The sequence below is a fragment of the Bacillus sp. SRL543 genome, assembly GCF_984799205.1.
Genome location: NZ_OZ481794.1, coordinates 4,765,469 through 4,784,686, shown reverse-complemented (window position 1 = coordinate 4,784,686; position 19,218 = coordinate 4,765,469). Strand labels below are relative to the sequence as shown.

26 protein-coding genes are annotated in these 19,218 nt (G+C 44.2%); 23 read left to right on the top strand and 3 right to left on the bottom strand.

From position 1 onward, the window contains the following. Positions 1 to 35 precede the first annotated feature (35 nt). Positions 36 to 1,241 (bottom strand): CynX/NimT family MFS transporter, encoded by a 1,206-nt coding sequence (locus AC4E8B_RS24275; protein ID WP_490219879.1) that lies wholly within the window; start codon positions 1,239 to 1,241, stop codon positions 36 to 38. Positions 1,242 to 1,474: 233 nt separating this feature from the next. Here AC4E8B_RS24275 and AC4E8B_RS24270 point away from each other — a divergent pair, with 233 nt between their 5' ends. The 3 genes from AC4E8B_RS24270 (at position 1,475) to AC4E8B_RS24260 (ending at position 4,595) form a co-directional block, all read left to right on the top strand. Beyond that, positions 1,475 to 1,696 carry a DUF6199 family natural product biosynthesis protein gene (locus tag AC4E8B_RS24270; protein ID WP_490219878.1) on the top strand — a complete coding sequence of 74 codons (222 nt, stop codon included), beginning with the start codon at positions 1,475 to 1,477 and terminating at the stop codon, positions 1,694 to 1,696. 394 nt (positions 1,697 to 2,090) lie between these two features. Further along, positions 2,091 to 3,521 carry an aspartate ammonia-lyase gene (gene aspA, locus AC4E8B_RS24265; protein WP_490216114.1) on the top strand — a complete coding sequence of 477 codons (1,431 nt, stop codon included), beginning with the start codon at positions 2,091 to 2,093 and terminating at the stop codon, positions 3,519 to 3,521. Between the two features lie 21 nt (positions 3,522 to 3,542). After that, positions 3,543 to 4,595 (top strand): LLM class flavin-dependent oxidoreductase, encoded by a 1,053-nt coding sequence (locus AC4E8B_RS24260; protein WP_490216113.1) that lies wholly within the window; start codon positions 3,543 to 3,545, stop codon positions 4,593 to 4,595. Positions 4,596 to 4,703: 108 nt separating this feature from the next. Here AC4E8B_RS24260 and AC4E8B_RS24255 read toward each other — a convergent pair whose 3' ends face one another. Beyond that, positions 4,704 to 4,985 carry a YesK-like family protein gene (locus AC4E8B_RS24255; protein WP_490216112.1) on the bottom strand — a complete coding sequence of 94 codons (282 nt, stop codon included), beginning with the start codon at positions 4,983 to 4,985 and terminating at the stop codon, positions 4,704 to 4,706. Between the two features lie 116 nt (positions 4,986 to 5,101). Here AC4E8B_RS24255 and AC4E8B_RS24250 point away from each other — a divergent pair, with 116 nt between their 5' ends. The 10 genes from AC4E8B_RS24250 (at position 5,102) to AC4E8B_RS24205 (ending at position 12,440) form a co-directional block, all read left to right on the top strand. Next, positions 5,102 to 5,650: a TVP38/TMEM64 family protein gene (locus AC4E8B_RS24250; RefSeq protein ID WP_490216111.1), complete on the top strand. Its 549-nt coding sequence runs from the start codon at positions 5,102 to 5,104 to the stop codon at positions 5,648 to 5,650. Positions 5,651 to 5,762: 112 nt separating this feature from the next. Further along, entirely contained in the window at positions 5,763 to 6,317 is a 555-nt protein-coding gene (locus AC4E8B_RS24245; protein ID WP_490216110.1) for a helicase, read from the top strand. Next, positions 6,314 to 6,757, top strand: a complete 444-nt coding sequence (locus AC4E8B_RS24240) for a GNAT family N-acetyltransferase (protein ID WP_490216109.1) — start codon at positions 6,314 to 6,316, stop codon at positions 6,755 to 6,757. The genes AC4E8B_RS24245 and AC4E8B_RS24240 overlap by 4 nt, the downstream gene beginning before the upstream one ends. 139 nt (positions 6,758 to 6,896) lie before the next feature. Then, positions 6,897 to 7,349 carry a MarR family winged helix-turn-helix transcriptional regulator gene (locus tag AC4E8B_RS24235; RefSeq protein ID WP_490219876.1) on the top strand — a complete coding sequence of 151 codons (453 nt, stop codon included), beginning with the start codon at positions 6,897 to 6,899 and terminating at the stop codon, positions 7,347 to 7,349. Positions 7,350 to 7,369: 20 nt separating this feature from the next. After that, positions 7,370 to 7,888, top strand: coding sequence for a spermidine/spermine N(1)-acetyltransferase (paiA, locus tag AC4E8B_RS24230; protein WP_490216108.1), 519 nt, complete (start codon positions 7,370 to 7,372; stop codon positions 7,886 to 7,888). Positions 7,889 to 7,907: 19 nt separating this feature from the next. Then, complete coding sequence (locus AC4E8B_RS24225) at positions 7,908 to 8,519, top strand: FMN-binding negative transcriptional regulator (protein WP_490216107.1); 612 nt, start codon at positions 7,908 to 7,910, stop codon at positions 8,517 to 8,519. 90 nt (positions 8,520 to 8,609) lie between these two features. Further along, positions 8,610 to 9,329 carry an alpha/beta fold hydrolase gene (locus AC4E8B_RS24220; protein WP_490216106.1) on the top strand — a complete coding sequence of 240 codons (720 nt, stop codon included), beginning with the start codon at positions 8,610 to 8,612 and terminating at the stop codon, positions 9,327 to 9,329. Positions 9,330 to 9,732: 403 nt separating this feature from the next. Beyond that, positions 9,733 to 10,269: a hypothetical protein gene (locus AC4E8B_RS24215; RefSeq protein WP_490216105.1), complete on the top strand. Its 537-nt coding sequence runs from the start codon at positions 9,733 to 9,735 to the stop codon at positions 10,267 to 10,269. Positions 10,270 to 10,561: 292 nt separating this feature from the next. Beyond that, positions 10,562 to 11,374, top strand: coding sequence for an alpha/beta fold hydrolase (locus AC4E8B_RS24210; protein WP_490216104.1), 813 nt, complete (start codon positions 10,562 to 10,564; stop codon positions 11,372 to 11,374). Between the two features lie 43 nt (positions 11,375 to 11,417). After that, a complete protein-coding gene (locus tag AC4E8B_RS24205; protein WP_490216103.1) occupies positions 11,418 to 12,440 on the top strand; it encodes a serine hydrolase domain-containing protein in 1,023 nt (340 codons plus the stop codon). 69 nt (positions 12,441 to 12,509) lie between these two features. Here AC4E8B_RS24205 and AC4E8B_RS24200 read toward each other — a convergent pair whose 3' ends face one another. Beyond that, positions 12,510 to 13,133, bottom strand: a complete 624-nt coding sequence (locus tag AC4E8B_RS24200) for a LysE family translocator (RefSeq protein ID WP_490216102.1) — start codon at positions 13,131 to 13,133, stop codon at positions 12,510 to 12,512. A 139-nt stretch (positions 13,134 to 13,272) separates the two neighbouring features. On the opposite strand from AC4E8B_RS24200, the gene AC4E8B_RS24195 reads away from it, so the two are divergent. From AC4E8B_RS24195 to AC4E8B_RS24150, 10 genes are all read left to right on the top strand, one after another. Beyond that, positions 13,273 to 13,818 carry a helix-turn-helix domain-containing protein gene (locus tag AC4E8B_RS24195; RefSeq protein WP_490216101.1) on the top strand — a complete coding sequence of 182 codons (546 nt, stop codon included), beginning with the start codon at positions 13,273 to 13,275 and terminating at the stop codon, positions 13,816 to 13,818. Positions 13,819 to 13,966: 148 nt separating this feature from the next. Beyond that, positions 13,967 to 14,470 carry an RNA polymerase sigma factor gene (locus AC4E8B_RS24190; protein WP_490216100.1) on the top strand — a complete coding sequence of 168 codons (504 nt, stop codon included), beginning with the start codon at positions 13,967 to 13,969 and terminating at the stop codon, positions 14,468 to 14,470. After that, positions 14,467 to 14,856: a zf-HC2 domain-containing protein gene (locus AC4E8B_RS24185; protein ID WP_490216099.1), complete on the top strand. Its 390-nt coding sequence runs from the start codon at positions 14,467 to 14,469 to the stop codon at positions 14,854 to 14,856. Before AC4E8B_RS24190 ends, AC4E8B_RS24185 begins: the two co-directional genes overlap by 4 nt. Next, complete coding sequence (locus AC4E8B_RS24180) at positions 14,856 to 15,167, top strand: hypothetical protein (RefSeq protein ID WP_490219875.1); 312 nt, start codon at positions 14,856 to 14,858, stop codon at positions 15,165 to 15,167. The genes AC4E8B_RS24185 and AC4E8B_RS24180 overlap by 1 nt, the downstream gene beginning before the upstream one ends. A gap of 149 nt (positions 15,168 to 15,316) precedes the next feature. Next, entirely contained in the window at positions 15,317 to 15,826 is a 510-nt protein-coding gene (locus AC4E8B_RS24175; protein WP_490216098.1) for a GNAT family N-acetyltransferase, read from the top strand. A gap of 84 nt (positions 15,827 to 15,910) precedes the next feature. Then, on the top strand, positions 15,911 to 16,759 hold the full coding sequence (locus AC4E8B_RS24170; protein WP_490216097.1) for an AraC family transcriptional regulator: 849 nt from the start codon (positions 15,911 to 15,913) through the stop codon (positions 16,757 to 16,759). 167 nt (positions 16,760 to 16,926) lie between these two features. Then, positions 16,927 to 17,589: a DUF5694 domain-containing protein gene (locus AC4E8B_RS24165; protein ID WP_490216096.1), complete on the top strand. Its 663-nt coding sequence runs from the start codon at positions 16,927 to 16,929 to the stop codon at positions 17,587 to 17,589. A gap of 70 nt (positions 17,590 to 17,659) precedes the next feature. Next, positions 17,660 to 18,037, top strand: coding sequence for a hypothetical protein (locus AC4E8B_RS24160; RefSeq protein ID WP_490216095.1), 378 nt, complete (start codon positions 17,660 to 17,662; stop codon positions 18,035 to 18,037). 198 nt (positions 18,038 to 18,235) lie between these two features. Beyond that, positions 18,236 to 18,781, top strand: a complete 546-nt coding sequence (locus AC4E8B_RS24155; RefSeq protein ID WP_490216094.1) for a hypothetical protein — start codon at positions 18,236 to 18,238, stop codon at positions 18,779 to 18,781. Between the two features lie 81 nt (positions 18,782 to 18,862). Beyond that, positions 18,863 to 19,129, top strand: coding sequence for a SunI/YnzG family protein (locus AC4E8B_RS24150; RefSeq protein ID WP_490216093.1), 267 nt, complete (start codon positions 18,863 to 18,865; stop codon positions 19,127 to 19,129). Positions 19,130 to 19,218: the final 89 nt, after the last annotated feature.

Genomic DNA, 19,218 nt, shown 5'->3' with positions numbered 1-19,218 from the left:
GTTTGAAACAATCCCCATTACTTATTCCATATTTCTCATGATACAAACCGATTCCGCCCGGAAAGCATCCCAAACACCATCACGATGGCAGAAATTCCGATCAGCATGATGAGCGGCAATGTCCATGAATGTGTCAGGTCAAATAAATACCCGATGAAAAGCGGTCCGATGGAGGCAAGGATATAGCCGGTCGATTGCGCCATGCCCGATAACTCAGCAGCCTGCCTGCCATTTCTGGCCCGCAGGCCTATATAGCTGAGGGCGAGCGGGAAGCTGCCGCCAAGTGCGACTCCGATCAGGATAATGCTGATGATCAAGAGCGGGTAGGTGGAACCGATCAGCAGTCCGCAGTAGCCGGCTATCGCACAAAGGCTGAGTGCGAAGGCGATCCAGATCTGTGATTGATATTTGCCTGCAAGAACAGGGATGAAAAAGCTCGCCGGCAGTCCTACAAGCTGTGTGAAAGACAGCAGCCATCCTGCCGTTGCAATGCTGATTCCGTGGCTGTGCAGGATTTCCGGAAGCCAGGAGATCGTGACATAAAACAGGGAAGACTGGAATCCCATGAAAAGCGCGAGCTGCCAGGCTAGAGGTGTCCTCCACATTTGCCCGGAAGCTGTTCCGGGATTTGGCATGACTGTACCAGGATTGCTTTGGTGGGATCTGAAAAGGAAAAGCCACACAGTGAATGCTGCAATAACCGGAATGGCCCATACCGCCTGGGCGCCCTGCCATCCAAGATCAGCATCGAGTGCCAGGGGAACGCTTACTCCGGATGCAAGCGAAGCAATTAAACCCATAGAAGTTGAATACACACTTGTCATCAAGCCGAACTTATTCGGAAATTTATCCTTCACGACTGCCGGCAGAAGGACATTGCCGATAGCGATGCCTAATCCGGCCAGAAAGGTCCCGGCGAAAAGAAAAAAGGCCATTGGAATAGAGCGGATAGCAATGCCGGTGAAAAGGGACAGCAGCCCAATCAGAAGAGTCCGCTCATTGGTCAGGCGCAAAGCAATCTTTGGCACCAGGGGAGACATGAACGCAAAGACCAGGAGCGGCAGGCTCATCAGCAGCCCTGCACTCCAGTGCGCCAGGCCGACATCATCCTGGATGATTCCCACCAGAGGCCCTAAAGAGGTGATCGCAGGCCGGAGATTAAACGCAACAAGAATAATCCCCGCAATGAATAAATACTGTTTGGCTGGATCCATATTGGCTTTAGGATTCAGCTTTTCCATAAAACATTCCTTCTCTCTTACCCATTTTTTCTCAAGTATAGCATATTGGCTGAGCTCCATGAATGCGGGTTGGTTCATGATTGTTCGAAAGTTTCTGACAATGTTTCACGTGGAACAAATCCTAACTTTTTTTCAAAATAAAGGTAAAATATTAAGGGTGGCTATTGATTGGAACTTTTTAGCATAATGAAACGTAAAGAAAGGAAAGGACCTATCATGGGGAGGAAAACTTGATGCAATTGCTTGTGATGCTAATGCTGCTTCCATTGTATGTCGTTGTTATATGGGCATATTTAAATCCGAAAGAAAGCCATTTGTGGGGCAACAGATGGAAGTATAAAGAAGAGCCGGAAGTGTCAGAAGCTGCAATCCGTTATGCGAGAGGCATGTCACTTATTTTTATTATCATTATCTCTGTTGTTTATGCAGCAGCAGTTTTGAGCTTGGTTTTTTGAAGAAAGTCAGAGTGATTAATGGACCTCTGGATGAATGCAAAGAGAGCATAAGGGGCACTCAGAGCATCAGACAAAAGCTTCGAACGCTTTATTCAGAGATGGTAAATGATAATCCGGTAAAAAGCTCCCACCCCCGTATCCTACAAGCAATCAAGCCATTTTCTACCCTACCCCGGGGAACTGCTCCATTCTGCATAGTATGCCGCCATTACACCTGCAATTAACCCCCTCCACACTGGAAGGAAATAACCTGCTGAACCGCGCCGAAAAAGGCTATCCTAAAACAGATAATAAAGATGAATATTGGACCGAAGTCATTTACAATAGAGTGGGATTAGCAATAAGATATAACATCTGAAAATCAAATAGCGAAAAGAAGAGGAATGAGGCAACGATGTCAGTCAAGACAAACGGTTTTCGAATAGAGAAGGATTTTTTGGGATCAAAAGAGGTCCCTGCACATGCCTACTACGGGATCCAGACACTGCGCGCGGTGGAGAATTTCCCGATTACCGGCTACCGGATCCATCCTGAGCTGATCAAAGCGATGGCGATGGTGAAAAAGGCAGCGGCAATGGCGAATGTGGAGGTTAAGGCCCTTTACTCCGGAATCGGCGATGCGGTTGTCCAGGCGGCAGATGAAATGCTTGCCGGCAACTGGCATGATCAGGTGATCGTCGATCCGATCCAGGGGGGAGCGGGGACTTCTTTTAACATGAACATGAATGAAGTGCTGGCAAACCGTGCACTTGAGATCATGGGCCGGGAAAAAGGAGATTACCCTTACTGCAGCCCGAACACTCATGTGAATATGTCACAGTCTACGAACGATTCATTCCCGACAGCCATGCATATTTCCATCCTGAGGGTGCTTGAACAGCTGATTGCAGCCATGGAGAATATGCACACAGCCTTCATGGCTAAAGCTGATCAGTTTAACCATGTGATCAAAATGGGCCGGACCCACCTGCAGGATGCTGTGCCGATCAGGCTTGGCCAGGAATTTGAAGCATACAGCCGCGTGATTGAACGCGATATCAAGCGCATCAGGCAATCCAGGCAGCATTTGTATGAGCTGAATATGGGAGCGACGGCAGTCGGCACAGGCTTGAACGCACAGCCCCGCTATATCGAATTAGTGGTTGAATATCTGGCAGATATCAGCGGGCTTCCGTTCAAGGGGGCGGAGCATCTTGTGGATGCCACTCAGAATACGGATTCTTATACAGAAGTCTCCAGTGCGCTGAAAATCTGTATGATCAATATGTCTAAAATTGCGAATGACCTGCGCCTGATGGCTTCCGGCCCTAGAGCAGGACTTGGGGAAATCTCACTGCCGGCAAGGCAGCCGGGTTCATCCATCATGCCAGGAAAGGTCAATCCGGTCATGCCGGAGCTGATCAACCAGACTGCATTCCAGGTCATCGGCAACGACCATACAATTTCGCTTGCTTCTGAAGCTGGCCAGCTGGAGCTGAATGTCATGGAGCCGGTGCTGATCTTCAACCTGCTGCAGTCAATCACCATCATGACCAATGCATTCAAATCATTCACCGAGCATTGTGTCCAAGGTATCGAAGCGAATGAAGACCGGATGAAACAATATGTAGAAAAAAGCGTCGGCATCATTACGGCAGTCAACCCGCATATCGGCTATGAAGTAGCTGCCCGGATTGCCAGGGAAGCCATCCTGAACGGCGCTCCAGTCAGGGAACTGTGCCTGCAGTATGATGTTCTGACAGAAGAAGAACTGGACCTGATCCTGGATCCGTATGAAATGACACACCCAGGCATCGCCGGGGCCGCCTTATTAGATAGAGACTAAACGATTCAGGGAGAGATGAAAATGGAAATCGGAATCAGTACATTTGTGGAAACGACCCCTGACGTAAAGACGGGAGAAACCGCGAGCCATGCCCAGCGGCTGCGCGAGGTTGTGGAGGAAATCATCCTGGCTGATGAAGTAGGGCTGGATGTTTTCGGCGTCGGCGAGCACCACAGGAAGGACTATGCCGCGTCTTCGCCAGCAGTCGTACTGGCCGCAGCAGCACCGCAGACGAAGCGGATTCGCCTGACGAGCGCTGTCACCGTCCTGTCGTCGGCCGATCCTGTCCGGGTTTTCCAGGACTTTGCCACCCTTGACGGCATTTCCAATGGCCGGGCCGAGATCATGGCCGGACGCGGTTCATTCATTGAATCATTTCCGCTCTTCGGCTATGACCTTCAGGATTATAATGAGCTTTTTGACGAAAAGCTGGGCTTGCTCCTGGCACTGCAAAAGTCTGAAAAAGTGACCTGGGCAGGAAATCACCGTCCCGCGATTGAGAATCTTGGCGTGTACCCGCGTCCGGTTCAGGATCCATTGCCGATCTGGATCGGCAGCGGAGGCAGCAGCGATTCCGTCATCCGTGCCGGGCTCCTGGGACTGCCGCTTGTCCTCGCAATCATCGGCGGCCGTCCGGTGCAGTTTGCCCCGCTAGTACAGCTGTATTACAGGGCTGCAGCACAGGCCGGCCATGATATTTCAAAGCTCCAGGTAGCGTCCCATTCGCACGGATTCGTGGCCGAAAGCACCGAAGAGGCAGCAGACAAGTTCTTCCCGCCGACCCAGCAGGCCATGAACGTCCTCGGCAGGGAAAGGGGCTGGGGCCACTATGACCGCGCAGCCTTTGACGCCGCAAGAAGCTTCGAAGGCGCCTTGTACGTAGGAAATCCGGAAACGGTTGCTAAAAAAATCATCGATCTTCGAAAGAACGTCGGGATTACCCGCTTCATGCACCATGTGCCAGTCGGCAGCATGCCGCATGAAGATGTTATGAAAAGCATTGAATTGCTCGGCAGGGAAGTCGCGCCGATTGTGCGTGAGGAAGTTGCCAAGTGGGAAGCAGAACAGAAATAATAGGACAGAGGGGCATTTTTTGTCCCTCTGTTTCATTATATAGGCAGTCTTCGAATTGGAATTTCTTTTTAGCCACAGCAATAGAGTGGCTATAGGATAAATATACGGCTATTTATTTCGAGTCCGAATAGAATTCATAAGCCAATTTACAATTCCGATTAAAATGGTTCCAATAAAAATGCAAACTCCAATAAATCCATATCCCATACCGCTCCAGCCGCCTACACACAAACTAATCATTACAATGGCTATGCTGATTATTATTAGAGCTGTAAAGCCTGTTTTCAGGTACTTGTCTTTCTGTATTGAATTTTTTAGAATTTTGGATGCAGCTGTAAATAAAATGCTGATTACCAATAAAATAAAGATAAAAACTTTAAAGCCTGCCATACTTTCCCCTCCGGAATTAACATATATTACATTCGGTTGTACTATTATAGTAATTTTCATCAAAAAAGCCACAAAGTTTACAAAACAGCCTTATAAGGAAGGAAAGCCTATTTAGTATGAAAGAAATAATCATTGATTTATTTGAATCCTATACACATATAGCTTTGGTGCTAAGTATTCTTATCAACATTATCATCAGCCTGCTTGGCGTGGTTCCCAGTGTTTTTCTGACTGCCGCGAATCTGGCGGTATTTGGTTTATGGAGAGGAATCGCCGTATCTTTTGCAGGTGAGGCCGTTGGGGCCGCCGTGGCCTTCATCCTCTACAGAAAAGGATTTCGAAGGCTAAAGGATATGCGCGGCCTGTCACATCCCAAAGTACAGAAACTATTGGAAGCAGACGGCAAGGAAGCATTTTCGCTGATCCTCGCTCTTAGAATTCTTCCTTTTGTCCCTTCAGGTCTTGTCACTTTCATTGCTTCCATTGGAAAAACCGCTTTTCTCACGTTTTTCCTTGCCAGTACCCTTGGAAAAATACCGGCCATCCTGATTGAAGGCTTTTCGGTATATCAGATTATCAATATGGAGTGGGAGTGGAAAATAGCTGCAAGTGTCATTGCGGTCATTCTGCTCATTTATGTTTCAAGGAAGTTTCGTACCCGGTAAAACAAGGCAAGCGACACTTGAAGCGCTTGTCTTGTTTTTTGTCCGGAGAATGGAAAAAGGAAATAGGCTTGCTGCATTGAATATGAATATATAAAAACACGGATTAGGAGTGATGGCCATTAACAGCCCAAAAATATACCCGGATCCGGATCGCCCTGTTGTAAAAAGAACAATAGAAGCGGGCGGCATAATGAAACAAGAGCTTTTCCAGAGATTGCACCAAGCCTCTATCTTGATGAACGAGTATGGGGAAAGATTGTTTGCTGATGATCTGTTCACGGTTTCTGCTGAAAGATATAGGGTTGAAACCGTTGAATTGACAGTGGCGGACCTTGGTTTTCAGCAGGGAGCTCCTCTGGACAAGATTTTTCAAAGAGCGGGTGAACTGGGGCTGAGTTTGTGTCCGCTGGAGCTGGGTCCTCACATGAGGCTGCAGTATCTGGATCAGCCTGAAGGGTTATCCGGACAGCGGCACCAGGCACCTTCCGGATCTATCACCATTGCATCAGCCGTAATTAGGGATGACCACGATTTCCCGAAGGGCTTTTATCTAAGAAGCATGGAAGACGCTTTATGGCTGCGCGGTTACATTGCGGACTACCTGCATATTTGGAATCCCAATGATCATTTTATTTTTGCAGAATCATTCTCAGGAGAAAAGAAATGAAAATGATACCGTATCACCCGCGCTATGCCTCAGAGACCGTGAAAATGTGGAGGGACAGCAAGGAGAAGGCGATTGGGCAGAAGGAAATCCACAGCTTTGAGGACCATATATATTTTTTAAATAACATACTAGCTCGCCAGTGTCAGATCGTGCTGGCATTATCGGTGGAAAAAGTAGTCGGCATCATCGCCTATAATGAAACCGAAATAAACCAGCTTTATATTCATGGTGACTATCAGGGAATGGGGATAGGCGCTGCACTGCTCAGCAGAGCAAAAGAACAATCAGATGGCCGGCTTGCCCTATACACCTTTGAGGTAAATGAGAAAGCTCAGCGGTTCTATGAGAAGCATGGATTCACCATTATTGGCCGGGGCTTCGAGAATGAAGAAAATTTGCCGGATATTCTTTATGAATGGGAAAAGGAATCAGGCAGGTGAGTTTGATGCAAAACAGGCATTGCCGCTGGCGATGCTTATTTTTTATAGTATGACTGCGTGATTTTTGTTGTAAATGCAACAAAACTAAGTTAAATTAAATTCATGTCAATATATTAAATAAGGCTTAAGGAGTCAGATGATGACGGAAATTCTTCGTGAAATCGGCATGATCGCAAGAGCCTTGGATTCAATCAGCAATATTGAATTCAAAGAGCATGACCTCACCAAAGGGCAGTATTTGTATGTGGTGCGGATCTGTGAGAACCCCGGGATCATTCAGGAAAAGCTGGCCGAGATGGTTAAAGTTGACCGGACAACAGCCGCCCGTGCCATTAAAAAACTTGAAATGAATGGCTTTATTGAAAAAAGGGACGATCCTGATAATAAGAAAATCAAGAGGCTCAATCCAACTGAGAAGGGCAGCAGTGTGTACCCTTTTATAAAAAGTGAGAATGATTATTCCAACAAGGTTGCATTAGAAGGATTTACAGAAGAAGAAGCAGAAGCCATGTTCCATTTTCTTCAGAGAGTCAGAAAGAATGTAGAAAAAGACTGGGAATCTGTAAAAAAGGGAAACAAGAGAATTTATTAAATAATGAAGGAGCGTTTGGAATGACGATGTATTTGAAAAGATGCATCCTGGAAGATTTACATCAGCTGCAGGAGATCAGCATTGAAACTTTCAGTGATACCTTTAAAGATCAGAATTCACCCGAAAATATGAATGCTTATCTGGAAAAGGCGTATAACTTAGAGCAGTTGAAAAAAGAGTTATCCCACAGGTCTTCACAGTTCTTTTTTGTTTTTTTCAATGAAGAGCTTGCTGGATACCTGAAGGTGAATGGGAAGGATGCCCAGTCGGAGGATATGGGTGAGGAAGCGTTTGAGATAGAGCGAATTTATATCAAGAAGCCATTCCAGAAGCATGGGCTTGGCAAATATCTGCTGAAGAAAGCGATCGGAATGGCAGAAGAGCAGGGTAAGAAGAAAGTCTGGCTGGGTGTGTGGGAACAGAACGAAAATGCGATTGCTTTTTATCACAAAATGGGATTTATCCAAATGGGAGCCCATTCGTTCTATATGGGTGATGAAGAACAAATAGACCTGATCATGGTCAAGGCGCTTCTATAAACGATTGAGGTGATATGAAGTGTATATTCCAAAGCACTTTAGGATTGATGATGAAAATGAAATATGCCGTTTTATCGAGCGTTACAGCTTTGCTGCAATCATTTCCCAGCACAATGGAGAACCAAATGCGACGCATCTTCCCCTCGTTTTGATGAAGTCTGAGCATGCTTTATATGGCCATTTTGCCCGTGCGAACGATCAGTGGAAGACTGCCGGGGGCCAGCAGGTCCTTGCCATTTTTCAAGGACCTCACAGTTATATTTCACCCTCCTGGTATGAAACGAAAAAGGCTGTTCCGACCTGGAACTATGTCTCTGTCCATGTTTATGGAAGTTTGGAGATAATTGAAGATGAGTCAGAGATAATCAATACCCTGAATGACTTGACCGTCAAATATGAAAGTCCGGACAGCCCATACCAAATGGAGAATTTAGCACCAGATTTCGTAAAAGGGATGAGCAGAGGGATTGTTCCTTTTAAAATGAAAATCACAAAAATGGAAGGCAAGGCTAAACTGAGCCAAAATCATCCCCTGGAGCGGCAGGAATTAATTATTAAACATTTGGAGCAAACCGCTCAGCATGATTCTATGCAAATCGCATCCCTCATGAAAAAGAATCTGCAAAAATAGCATTCTCAAATCGTGCTGGTTGAAGAGCAGCCTATTAGTTGTTAAATTATTCCTGAATGGTTATTCGGAAACACGAGGGGAAGGGATTTCATGAAAGAAATGATAGCAGAGATAAATGGCTGCAAACTATATGCTAAATTAACAGGCGAATATAACGAAAAACCAACAATCATTATGGACGCAGGCTATGGAGACCATTCAAAGGCCTGGGATCCGGTACTTAAAGAACTCTCAATGCTATCGAGCGTCTTCACCTATGACCGGGCAGGACTCGGAAAGAGCGGAAGAAGCACCAGCCCGAGAACCAGCCGCGAAATGGTAAAAGAATTAAAGGAGCTTCTTGCGGAAGCCAATATTGCCCCTCCTTATATATTGGTCGGCCACTCATTTGGCGGCGGAAATATGCGGATGTATGCAACAGAATACTCTGATGAAGTGTGCGGACTGGTGCTGGTCGACTCGACTCCTGAAGAGTATAGGGAAAGATTTCTCCCGACGATGCCAAAGGACTTTCAGGAAGCCTACCATAAGCAATTCGACCGGGAAGGCAATTATGATGAGTTTATGGAGAGCCTCCGTCAGCTGAAAGATACCAGGCGCCGGTTAGATGTGCCGCTCATTGTCCTGTCAGCAGGCAAGAAGGCTCACTATTCTGCCGAATCACAGGCGCTGTGGAACGACATGCAGCGGGAACTGATAGAGATCTCTTCACAGGGTGAACTGGTGATTGCGGAAAACAGTGCCCATTATATACAGCGGGACGAACCGGAAATCGTTGTGGAAGCGGTAAGGAGACTGGTTGATCTGTAAGGCAACAATTGAATATTGCTTTTTAAAAGGACGTTTATTCTCTATGGATGGATGTCCTTTTTGTTTTGCGTAAAGTCACTTTTCACCTATAAGGCCATAAACTGGGATTGAGGTGAAGGTATTGCTAACAAGAAATCAACTTGACAGCACTTCTTATCATCAAAAGTATTTTCGTCCTTCTTGCCGGAAGGCTTTAAATTTAAGATTAGACAGCTGGGAGCATTTTTCTCCTTTTTATGAAAAAAGCCATGAACAAATCAGGCTGCCTGCTGAATGGGCTAAAACTCCCGAAGATACGATCCTGAATTATTTTAGTATTCTGCGCGAAGCCGAAAATATGGGAGGGCGGAGCTGCGGGACCATTGGCCAGGCAAGGCTGCCCTTTCCGATTGCATATAACTTTTTGTCTAAGAAGTATCGAAATAGATTAAGTTATGAGGAATATTTACATTTCTTTGCCGGAATCGGGCATACAAGTCTGATTAAGCTTTTGCATGTGCCCGATGAAGAAGGAGGAATCCGCTTTTTTTATGAAATTGAAACCATAGAAGGATTTAAAGACAGGAAAGCGGAGTATTTTGGCTATTCGTATGGCTTTATTCACCTTGTACCTGAAAATGAAGGTTTCCGCATCTCCGATATAAGTAAAATAGAAGAAGACTTTCTATGCGCCCCTTATCATGGATGGGCTCATGATGGAGAAGACATTATAAAGGTTAAATACGGAGAATGGTGCAAGCTGATTCATCACTTATATCCCACCGTAAAAAAGGGGTACATTAAAACCATTTACTTTCAGGGGACAGATGGGGCGCTTTATAGTTTTATTTTTGCCACATTAACGAACGGGACTGATTTGGAAGTGGCTCAATATCGTAAAAAGGGAAGAGAACCCTGGGAGCCTGTATATCTAAGCCCAGAGGAATCGTGCTTAAAATAGTGCACTGGAAACTTAAATATTCTATATAGCTGCTGCCTGGAAGGCGGCTTTTCTTATTTTAGAAACTAGCTTAAAAAGGACCTTCAGAAAATGTGAAAAATAGGAAAAGGGATATGATACAATTTTCTTGAAATAAGATGCAAGGAGGAAATGCCTGTGGGTTGGATCATCGTTGTGATCATTGCTTATTTGCCGATTATTTATAGAATACATAAACGCCTGGATTATTTAGAAAAAGAGGTTAAAAGATTGAATGGGGAGAGCGAGCATTATTAAACAAGGGGGAAGTAACATGTCCATTTACCATAAAACTATAGGAGAAGGCTTTCCCATCGTCATGCTGCACGGCTGGACACTTGACCATAGGGTGATGCTGCATGCAATGGAGCCGTTATTTGAGAATCGGGACGGATGGAAAAGGATCTATATCGATCTTCCGGGGATGGGGCAGTCTCTGCCGCAGCCTTCCATACAGAACTCGGATGATATGCTGGAATCTGTGCTGCAGCTTTTGGACGAGATCATTCCTGAAGGACCGTTTGCTGTCTGCGGCTATTCTTATGGGGGCTATCTGGCGAGAGGGGTTGCCCATTCCAGGCAGGATCGTATCCGCGGACTTATGCTGCTGGCGCCGGTGGCCATAGCTGAATCTGCCAGCAGGACTTTGCCACAGCATGCTGTTTTAAAAAAGGACAGCAGCTTGATCTCGAGCCTTTCCCAAGAGGATGCCGAAGAATTCTGTTCTGTCGGAGTCGTACAGGGCGAGGGCGAGTGGGAAAGATTCCAGAAAGAAATCCTGCTTCCTTCCAGATTGGCAAATGCAGAATTCCTGGAGAGGATCCAGACCAGTGGGTACGGCTTTAGCTTCGATATATCCGCTAAACTTGACTGCCCGGCGCTGATTATCACGGGAAGGCAGGATCATATTACCGGCTATCATGATACCTTGCAGCTGCTAGAGGATTATCCGCGGGCAACTTTTGCAGTTCTTGATATGGCGGGACACAATTTGCATATTGAGCAGGGAGATGTGTTTAACGCTTTGGTTGATGAATGGATGAATAGGCTTGAGGTGAAGAAACTGAGGGGGAATTGTTCCAAGTGAGCCGAGGGACCTGTCCCCGTGGCTCAAAAAGGAGGAAGCTAATATGAACAAAATGTTAAAACGTATTTCGGCTATATCAGATGAAGCTGGATTCTCGGGTACTGCTCTTGTTAAAAGGGAAAGGGACACTTTGGCTGAGGCAAGCTTTGGCTATGCCAACCGTTCCGATTACATTAAAAATAATGCCAATACTCGATTTGGGATAGCCTCGGGGTGCAAACTGTTTACAGCGATAGCAATCTGCCAGCTGGTTGAAAGCGGCAAATTATCTTTTGAATCGAAGTTAAAGGATTTCCTGGATGTTTCTTTTCCCTCTTTCGATGAATCTATCACAATCCATCATCTGCTGACACATACTTCTGGTATTCCCGATTATTTTGATGAAGAAATCATGGAGGATTTTGAAGAATTGTGGATTCATAATCCTATGTACAGGATCAGAGCCTTAGAGGATTTTCTGCCATTATTCAAGGATAAGCCTATGAAATTAAAGGTTGGAGAAAGATTTCATTATAATAACGCAGGATATATCTTACTCGGCTTAATTATTGAAAAGGTCAGCGGCCTTTCTTTTGCGGATTATATTCAAGAACATGTATTCAATACGGCAGGAATGCAGGAATCAGGGTATTTTGAATTTGATAACTTGCCTCCAAACACTGCTGCCGGATATATCGACTTTTCTGATGGAACCTGGAAGACCAATATCTATTCGCTGCCCGCAAAAGGCGGCTCTGATGGCGGGGCATACATCACCGTCAAGGATATGGATAAGCTATGGGATGCACTGCTCCATCATAAATTTTTAGGAGATATTTATACGAAAAAGCTCCTCACTCCTTTTGTGCAAACTGACGAGGAAGATCAATACTATGGCTATGGCGTATGGATTGAGATGAACAAGGGAGATATTTTAAAGTATCATATTATGGGCTATGACCCTGGCGTCAGCTTCCATTCCGCCTACTATCCTCAAAATGGCGGTAAGGTTATAGTGTGCTCGAACCAATCGGAAGGGGCATACGATGTGATGAAGGAAATTGAAGATGAAATAATGTCTAGATAAAATCTTATTTTTGCATTGGAATCACTTAAAGATAGAAAAAACATTGGGTTTACGCCCAATGTTTTTTTATCAATGCTGCTTATCAAAGGCCAGCTTTAATCCGAATCCGATTAATACAAGGCCGGTTGCTTGGTCCATTACTCTTTGGACTTTCGGAGACATGAGCCATTCACGCAAATAGTTAATAAAAAAGACGTAAATGAAAAACCAGGCAATGGATAGCAGGGTATAGATGATGCCCATGATAACTAGCTGCTGGGCTGTGTTTTCGCCTGCTTTCACAAACTGGGGCAAAAAGGTCAAGAAAAACATGGCCACCTTTGGATTGAGGACATTGGAGAAGAGGCCCTGTTTAAAAGCTGATTTTTTAAATTCAGGAGCAGCGGAATAGTCATCGCTGGCAGATTGCTTCTTTTTCCTTGAGGTGAAAGAAGATAAACCGAGATAAATCAAGTAAATGGCACCTGCATATTTAATAATTTCAAAAGCTGCAGCAGACTGCATTAAAATGGCGGAGAGCCCAAAAGCAGCTGCAAATGTGTGCACCAGAGAGCCAGCTGTGATTCCGAGAGCCATTTTATAGCCATCTGTTCTTCCATCAGAAATAGTCCTCTTAGTGATGAGTGCCGTATCGATGCCCGGGCTCATGACAACAAATAATGAAAGCACCAGAAACGTAAAGAAGTCATTCATTTTCCCCACCCCTTGCTGATAGCAAATGTCGTTTGTTAAAATATATTTAATAAAATTTAAAAGTATTTTATCACAGATCCTACTGGTTTTGTTTATTTTTATTAAATAAAATTAAATATGATTTAACGAGGGGTAAGGGATGGAAAACATAAATATCGGCAAAAAAGTGAAGAAATACAGAAAAGTGAAAGGGTGGAGCAGCAGGGAATTGGCGAAGGAGGCTGAAATAACGCCGTCGATGTTAAGTCAAATTGAACGGGGGCTCGCAAATCCCTCGATTCAGACTCTGAAGGTTTTGGCTAAGGCCCTTGATGTTCCTACCTTCAGTTTTTTACTAGAGGAAACCAATACAGATGATTTGGTTGTCCGGTCAAATGAACGTAAACAAATGGTTGCCGGCAATCTTTCATATGAGCTGTTGTCACCTGATTTTACAGGAACACTGGCAACGGCGATCATGAATGTCCCTCCTGGTGCCAGCTCATCTGAAAAACTGCTGGAGCATAAAGGAGAGGAAGTCGCTTTTGTATTAGAGGGAAGAATCAAAGTGTTTTTAGACGAGCAGGAGTATCTATTGGAAACTGGCGACAGCGTCCGGATCCCTTCACTTATGAAGCATAAATGGGCAAATCACTTTGATCAAAAGGCCGTCATCCTTTTTTCCGTGACCCCCCCATCTTTTTGAAATTACAGATAAAGTAGAGACAGAAGGATAGGTTCCTACTCCAAGTTGGGGCAAGGAACCTATCCTTCTGTCTTTTTTATTAAAAACTGTAACGTTTTACTCTCTGCAGGACACTTATATAGTGAACCTAGTGGAAGGAGATCTCTAATTGGATGAGTTTACGCACTTGTACAAGAAATACAGAAATCAGATATACCGCTATTTGTTCGGCTTATCAGGAGACAAATCCGCTGCAGAGGAATTGACGCAGGAAACATTTCTGCAAGCTTTTCAATCCATCCATCGTTTTAAGGGAAACAGCAAAGTGTCCACCTGGCTGTTTCAGATTGCCAAATATACTTATTACAGCTACATAAAGAAAAATAATAAAATTGAACGAACCGCTGATGCCTTAAAGTTTGAAGATCAGCTTCCCGATAAAGATACACCAGAGGTTATTTATGAAAAAAAAGAGAGCTCGAATCATGTGCTGGCTGCAATCAAGCAGCTGAAACAGCCGCAGCAGGATATCGTGATTCTCCGTTTGTACAATGAAATGAGCTTTAGTGAGATAGGTGATATTTTCAGCCAGACAGATCAGTGGGCAAGAGTGAATTTCTACAGAGCAAAAAATAAACTCGCTGTAATGATGGAAGGAGGCAAGAAGGCATGAAAGCAGAATGTGATATTATCAAGGATCTGATCCCTTTATATGTTGAAGATCTGACCAGTGAAGCCAGCAGCCAATTAATCAAGAATCATCTGCATTCCTGCGAAGATTGCGCGAAGTACCTCCATAGTATTGAAAGTGATCTGCCTAATGGAGGCCAGCTGGGTATAGAGGAGGAAAAAGGCGATCAAAAACTCATACAAGGTGTAAAAAGAAAAATATTTAAAATGAAGTTTATAGCCATCTTAATTGGATCGGCCATCGGGCTTAGCCTTTCTTTAGCCTTTTTCAATCTTGCATTAGCAGGAGCAGCCGCTTTTCTGCTGTTGATAGTGATCCTGATTTATTTATTCAAAGACGAAAAACATACAAAGGGGGATTTAATGTGATGGGTTGGCTTAATGTTGGCAGCCTTGTGCTTGGATTGGTTGCCTGGATCCTGCCGATTATGAATCTTATTATGCTTAACAATCAAAAACATAAAAATTGGGCGGCTTTTGCCGTCATCAGCGTCAGCGCCTGTGCTGTTTCGCTTATTTTCCAGCTTATGTACAGCAATCATCTTGTGAATATTGAGGACTGGCCGGCTCTGATGGATACAGCGGGGGCTGTGGTATTTGTTTCATCTGTTCTTGTCGGGATTACGTTTCTTTTGAATGCAGTTACTTTGATTGTTTATCGGAAGAGGGCGGTTAGTTAAGGAAAAAAGGGACAGGTCCTTTTCCCAAATCGGGAAAGGGCCCTGTCCCCTTTTTTCTTGATTTCCCTCAGCAAGAAGGAAACCCGCTACCGGGCATCGAAACATGTATTATGCATTTTTTGGAAAAATATCAAAGGAAGCTGATTATATTGAAGTTAGTAAGACCTGAACAAAATCATGAAGAACAATTAATGGCATACCGGAAGGCATTTTTGGACTCGGGAGAATATCTTTATGGAGGCTCTTCGCTGCAAAATTATGAAAATTATCATGAGTGGCTTGGAAAAATCACCAGCCAGGAAAAGGGGCAGCAGCCGCCCAACCGGGTACCTTCCACTCAGTTCCTGAGCATGGTTGATGAAAGAGTAGTCGGCCTGGTTAACATCCGCCACCGGCTGACACCGGAATTGCTGGTAGAAAGCGGTCATATCGGCTACAGCGTCCACCCGGCTGAACGGCGGAAGGGATTTGCCGCAGAGCAGCTGCGGCTGAGTCTGATCGAGGCAAAAAATCTGGAGCTGGAAAGAGTGCTGATCACTTGCGATAAGGCTAATATTGCTTCTGCCAGGACGATTCAGAAAGTTGGCGGGGTTTTGGAGAATGAGGTCGTATCTCCAGACAGTGGTGAGATGGTTCAGAGGTATTGGATACAGATTTAAATTCTAACCCGTCTTTTTCCGCACAGGGAATGGAGGGTTCAGGTTTTCTTTTTTAGTTATAGTAAGCAAGAAAGGAGGGTGGATATGGATTGGCTTGAGAGATTGAATAGAGCAATGGATTATATTGAGGAGAATATAGCGGGTGAAATAGATGGAAAAGAAATAGCAAGAAGGGCTTGCTGTTCAGAATACCACTTTCCACGGATGTTCTCCTCGATGACCGGATTATCTTTATCAGACTATATCAGGCGGAGGCGCTTATCACAGGCGGCAGTCGAGCTTCAAAACAACGCTGAAGTCCGGGTGATTGATCTAGCGTTTCTTTACGGCTATGATTCCCCGGATGCCTTCAGCCGTGCTTTTAAAAACCTTCATGGGATTACCCCATCGGCGGCCAGGAATAAGGGAATCAAGCTAAAAGCCATCCCGAGGATTTCCTTTCAAATTTCAATTAAAGGGGACGAGGAAATGGATTACCGGATCGAAGTATTAGAGACTGATGTTGAAATAGTGGGAGTCAGGCGGAAGGTGGTTACGGAGGACGCTTTTAAAACAATTCCGGGGCTGTGGAAAGAAGCAACTGAAACTGGCCTGCTGCAGCGTTTTATTGATCTATCCTGGGAAAATCCCCAATGCAAGCTGGAAGGGATATTGGGTGCAGTCGGAAAACAGGCTGCCATTACAGATGAAGAGTTCGATTATTTCATGGGCTGCCGTTATATTGGTGATTCTGCAAGCGACATGGAGAAAATTGTGATTCCCGCAGGTACTTGGGCTGTTTTCCCTGACATTCCTGATGCTTGGAAGCGCCTGTACACTGAATGGCTGCCTTCCTCAGGTTACGAACTGGCAGATCTGCCGTGCATTGAGAACTATTTGGCGCCTGACAGGGTTCCGACCAGCGAGTTGTGGGTGCCGGTTATAGCTAAATAGAGGGAAGGGAGTGACAGTATTTTTTGTGACAAGCTGTATGAGGAACCTGTTTATCTGTCTTTGAAAATTTTCCAAGGGGGCGTAACCTAATCAAGCCAACTCTATTAATCTTCGGAACGGACCATTTTGCAGGCATAGACAATGGAGATATGTATATGACGGACAAAATGGATATATTATCGGATACCAGGCAAGCAGAAATCCGGGAGGTTATCACTTGTTTAAAGAGGTTTAAACCGACAAAGGTTGCCTTGGAAGTTCTTCAGGAAAACGGAGAAGCATTAAATGATGAATATGCTTCTTATTTGAATGGAGACTATGCATTAACCGTTAATGAAGTCGACCAAATCGGATTCCGGCTCGCAAAGGAATGCGATTTAAAGCAGGTTCATGCAGTCGACTGGAATCAGGAAGAGGATGGTGTTCCGGACCCCGGGACTTTAAGTGAATGGGAGGATACGGAAGAGTATAAGGCATTTACAGAGATAGGGCAGAAAATCACTTCTAAAGCAAATACATACTTGCAGAATCATTCTATAAAAGACTATCTGCTTTGGCATAATGATCCGCAGAATATTGCCAGGGGGCAGGAACTTTACATGAAGATGTCCCTGATAGGCAGCCATAGCAACCCGGCGGGCGCCATTTGGACAGCGAAGTATTGGTATTACCGCAATCTGTTAATTTATAAAAACCTGGCTAGCTTAGTGAGTTCCAATGAAGAACGAATTTTGGTTTTATATGGCGCGGGCCATCTCCATCTGCTATTGCAGTTTGCAAGGGAGAGCGGGTTATTTGATGTTGAGGTTGCGGGGAATTATTTGGGGTAGGGACAGTTCTTTGTAGATCCAAGCAGCCTGTCCCTCTGTCACTTTAGGGTTTTTTAATGAGGTGGTAGATGTGTTTAAGGAAGAAAGGAAATTTATTAGTCGGCTGCCGGAAAAAGTCAAATTAGGTGCAGCTGGCATAATCATAAGTTTATTGAGTATTTTTATTGTAGATACATCCGTTGCAGTTTTTAGCGTGTTTTATTTGCTTGGGGTGACTTTAATCTTCATCAGCGCAGTTATGGGAATTAGGAAATTCAACAAGAAATCAGTGGGCGAGATATTGTCCGGAATTGCCGTACTGCTGATAATGTTAGGGGTATTTGCGGTTTTGGGATTTAGCCGGATCTTTTACTATGTTCAAATAGCAGCCATTGTTTTATTGTTGATTGGAGACATATTAAGCAGCACAGATAAGAAAAGGGGTTCTAAAAAGGATAAGGAATACTGAAATAAAGTAAAGAACCCTATCTGGTATATACTCGGAGCATTAAGTGGCCTCTTTAGCAATTGACTGCCAAATGTTATTTATGTATTTTACAAGAAAATCAAACTCAAAGAGTGATAGCTAACTCATTTGATGGGCTGATGGGACTTATAGTCACAAACAGAGGAAATCTATCTTTGCCAGGCGGGGAGCTGAGAAGCTTTGGAAAAGGTCTTTCATTTCCATTATGGGAGTGATTTGGAGCATGATTATATTGATCAGTTTGTTAAAGAGAAACTGATGCCATATCGAAAGTTAAGGTATAACAAGCCCAATCAGAATATAACTTATGCGCCTGATTTCGAACTAGTCTTAGACATTTTTGATAGTAACAAAGAAAAACATATAGATAATAAATATTACTTAGAATATTTTTATCTCACCACAAACCAATTAACCTTGTTTAAGAAATCTTACTCCAAGTTTAAAGGCCATCACGTTTGGTGCAAGCCCAACCATAGAGGCCATTATTATGTTGAGATTGATCATAAGGAATATACAGCCCGTACCTATGTCAGCCTTGATGATAAACAGCTTGTATTCATAGATGATGAATCTATCAATAATGATGAGCTAAGAAAGAAAGTTTACCAACTTCCAGAAGAGCTTCAAGTACTCATCCTCACACCGAATGAAAGGGCTAATGAAAGAATGAGCCAACGTTTAGTAGAAGATTGGATTAAAAGAATTATGTTATTCCAGTATTGATTAGTTAGTTGCTTGTCTCAGAAAAAAATGAAACTCTCCTCCCTCCTGTTCCGTATACAAATATTAACAGGAGGGATACCAATGGAAGTTAAAGTGGCAGAGAAGAATGGGAACCTGCAGATAAGCTGGCTATTAAATAAAACTGAAATACCGTTATCGGCTATCACGGATGTGTTGTATGACGATACATATGGAGGGCAGGAAAAGGAGGCCATAAGGATTGGGTTTCCATCCGGCAATACAGACAGAGTGGTTATTAAAACAGAGGAAGAAACTTATATACTTTTTACGAGTGTGGGCGGCATAAAAGAAAAAATCTTAACTTTGATGAATAAGTCTGTGCGTTGATCTTAAGGAGGATTAGCGCTTTTTTTGTTGAAGTTCTTTAATAAACTGTCTGCAATCAATGTGTCATTCACAGCTGTAAGTATAGGGGG